Origin of the sequence: Saccharomonospora iraqiensis subsp. paurometabolica YIM 90007 (genome assembly GCF_000231035.2) — a bacterium.
Taxonomy (GTDB): Bacteria; Actinomycetota; Actinomycetes; order Mycobacteriales; family Pseudonocardiaceae; genus Saccharomonospora; species Saccharomonospora paurometabolica.
In genome coordinates this window covers 776-4016 of sequence record NZ_KI912192.1, presented here as the reverse complement: position 1 = coordinate 4016, position 3241 = coordinate 776, and the positions used below count along the sequence as shown (strand labels likewise).

General features: G+C 71.3%; 3 protein-coding genes. 2 read left to right on the top strand and 1 reads right to left on the bottom strand.

Going from position 1 to position 3241, the window contains the following annotated elements; genetic code table 11:
* Positions 1–732: inositol monophosphatase family protein (locus SACPADRAFT_RS0201625; RefSeq protein ID WP_007027031.1), on the bottom strand; the 732-nt coding region annotated here is incomplete at its 3' end.
* Positions 733–805: 73 nt separating this feature from the next.
* Between SACPADRAFT_RS0201625 and ppgK the strand changes: the two genes are divergently transcribed.
* Together ppgK and SACPADRAFT_RS0201615 are read left to right on the top strand one after the other, a co-directional pair.
* Positions 806–1603 carry a polyphosphate--glucose phosphotransferase gene (ppgK, locus tag SACPADRAFT_RS0201620; protein WP_007027030.1) on the top strand — a complete coding sequence of 266 codons (798 nt, stop codon included), beginning with the start codon at positions 806–808 and terminating at the stop codon, positions 1601–1603.
* Positions 1604–1802: 199 nt separating this feature from the next.
* Complete coding sequence (locus SACPADRAFT_RS0201615; RefSeq protein WP_084258240.1) at positions 1803–3170, top strand: RNA polymerase sigma factor; 1368 nt, start codon at positions 1803–1805, stop codon at positions 3168–3170.
* Positions 3171–3241: the final 71 nt, after the last annotated feature.

Here is a 3241-nt window from a genome sequence, read left to right as displayed (position 1 = left end):
CAACGACACGACCGCGCCCGCCTCCTCGGCGATCAGCGCGGCCGCGGCCCAGTCCCAGTGGCTCAGCCCGTGTTCCACGTAGGCGTCGGTCCAGCCCGCCGCGACCCCGCACAGGTCCAGCGCCGCGGAGCCGGACCGGCGGATGTCGCGCACCCGGCCGAGCATCCCGGCGATCAGCTCCGCCTGCCGCGCCCGCCGTTCGGCGCGGTAGGCGAACCCGGTCGCCAGCAGCGTCGTCTCCAGCGCTTCCGGTGCCGACGTCGTCAGCGCCCGCCCGTCCAGCCGGGCGCCCCCGCCGCGGGTCGCCGTCCACGTCCGGCCGGCGACCGGCTCGACGACGGCCCCGGCCACGGACACGCCGTCGATCTGTGCGGCGACCGAGACGGCGAACGCGGGCAGTCCGTAGAGGAAGTTCACGGTCCCGTCGATCGGGTCGACCACCCACTCGACGCGGCCCGGGGTGCCGGCACCGCCGGTGTCCCCGCCGGTGCCCTCCTCCTCACCGAGCACGACGTCGCCGGGACGCAGGGCGGCCAGCCTCGCCCGGATGAGCCGTTCGGACTCCGTGTCCACGGCGGTGACCACGTCGGTGCGGCTGCTCTTCGTGTCGACAGCGACCGTCCGCCCGGCGAGCATGGATTCACGCGCGTCGCGGACCAGCCCGGCGGCCTCGGTGGCCACCTCTTCCGCCGTGGCGGCCAGCGCGGCGGGATCGGGGTCGGTGGTTCCCACGCCACCATGGGACCACACCCGCCGCTAGAGTTTCGCGCGACGGGTTCTGAATCGAGTAGGAAGGGGCGGCGCCATGACGGTGCCCACGACGGGGGCCACCACGGCGACCACGGAGGCGGGCCGGGGCTTCGGCATCGACATCGGCGGCAGCGGCATCAAGGGCGGCCTTGTCGACCTCGACACGGGCGAGCTGGTCGGCGACCGTCTGCGCATCGACACACCGCGACCCGCGACCCCGGACGCGGTCGCCGACGTGGTCACCGAGGTCGTGGGCGCGTTCGGCTGGGACGGGCCGGTGGGGGTCACCCTGCCGTCGGTGGTCAAGCGGGGCAGGGCCCGCTCCGCCGCCAACATCGACCCGAGCTGGATCGGCCGGGACGCCGACGTGCTGTTCGCCGGGCGGCTGGGCCGGCGCCCCACGGAGGTGGCCGTGCTCAACGACGCCGACGCCGCGGGCATGGCGGAGATGCGGTTCGGTGCCCCCGAGGGACGGGCGGGCGTCGCCGTCCTGCTGACGTTCGGAACCGGTATCGGCAGTGCGCTGTTCCTGGACGGACGCCTCGTGCCGAACACCGAGTTCGGGCACATCGAGATCGACGGAATCGACGCCGAGAAACGTGCCGCGGCCTCCGCGAAGGACACCGAGGGCCTCACATATCCGGAATGGGCCGAACGGGTCGACCGGTACCTCACCGTGCTCGACAACCTCCTCAGTCCCGACCTCTATATCGTGGGTGGCGGTGTCAGCAGGAAAGCGGAGAAGTGGGTGCCGTCGCTGACCGTCGACACCCCCGTCGTCGCCGCGTCCCTGCTGAACAACGCGGGCATCGTGGGCGCCGCCGCGGCCGCGGCCGAGGGCCTCGCGCACTGACCGGACGTCCCGTCCGGCCCCCGCGGAGCCGCACGGGACGTGATCGCTGCGCGACTTCGGTGCCCACCGTCGTTACAATGGAACACGGCTCTCGGCTGCGGACGCGGAATCCGCAGGCCAGAGCAGGTTCCCCGAACTTGAGGCAGCCGGGATACCAACGTCTCGGTTCGTCGTGATCGACCGCTGCGAAAGGGCGTACGTGGCAGCCGCAAAGACCGCAACCCCAAGCGGGACGAAGACAACGAGCGCCGCCGAGCAAGCGACTGCCGACGAGGACACGGCGGCCGCGAACGGGACGGCCCCGCCGGAGAAGACGTCGTCGGGTCGCAAGACGGCCGCGAAGAAGTCTCCGAAGTCCACGGGGACCCGCAAGGGCGCCAAGGCCGAGAAGGGCAAGGCCGCGGCCAAGAGCGCGGCCGAGGTGGGTGACCTCGACGCCTCGGACCTCGAGGACGTCGACCTGTCGGATCTCGACGTGGACGCGGTCGAGGTGGACGTCGTCGACGCCACCGTCACCGAGGAGGAGGCCGAGGAGTCCGAGTCCGAGGAGGAGTCGGCCGCGGCCAAGCCCGTGGACCCCGACTTCGTCTGGGACGAGGAGGAGTCCGAGGCGCTGCGGCAGGCACGCAAGGACGCCGAACTCACCGCGTCGGCCGACTCGGTGCGGGCCTACCTCAAGCAGATCGGCAAGGTCGCCCTGCTCAATGCCGAGGAGGAGGTCGAACTCGCCAAACGGATCGAGGCCGGGCTGTACGCGGCCGAGCGCATCCGGGTCACCGAGGAGGAGGGCGAGAAGCTCTCCACCCAGATGCGCCGGGACCTGAAGTGGATCGTCCGCGACGGTGAGCGCGCCAAGAGTCACCTGCTGGAGGCCAACCTCCGGCTCGTCGTCTCGCTGGCGAAGCGCTACACCGGGCGCGGCATGGCGTTCCTGGACCTGATCCAGGAAGGCAATCTCGGGCTGATCCGCGCGGTGGAGAAGTTCGACTACACCAAGGGCTTCAAGTTCTCCACCTACGCCACCTGGTGGATCCGCCAGGCCATCACCCGGGCCATGGCCGACCAGGCCCGCACCATCCGGATCCCGGTCCACATGGTCGAGGTGATCAACAAGCTCGGCCGGATCCAGCGGGAGCTGTTGCAGGACCTGGGCCGCGAGCCCACCCCGGAGGAGCTGGCCAAGGAGATGGACATCTCCCCGGAGAAGGTCCTGGAGATCCAGCAGTACGCCCGCGAGCCGATCTCGCTGGACCAGACGATCGGCGACGAGGGCGACTCGCAGCTCGGGGACTTCATCGAGGACAGCGAGGCCGTGGTGGCCGTGGACGCGGTGTCGTTCACGCTGCTGCAGGACCAGTTGCAGTCGGTGCTGCAGACGCTGTCCGAGCGGGAGGCCGGCGTCGTGCGGTTGCGCTTCGGCCTCACCGACGGCCAGCCCCGTACGCTGGACGAGATCGGCCAGGTCTACGGCGTCACGCGGGAGCGGATCCGTCAGATCGAGTCGAAGACGATGTCGAAGCTGCGCCACCCGTCGCGTTCCCAGGTGCTGCGCGACTACCTGGACTGAGACCGCGACATCGACCGCGCAGGGCCGTCGACCTCCCGGGGTCGACGGCCCTGCGTGGTTGACGGCCCTGC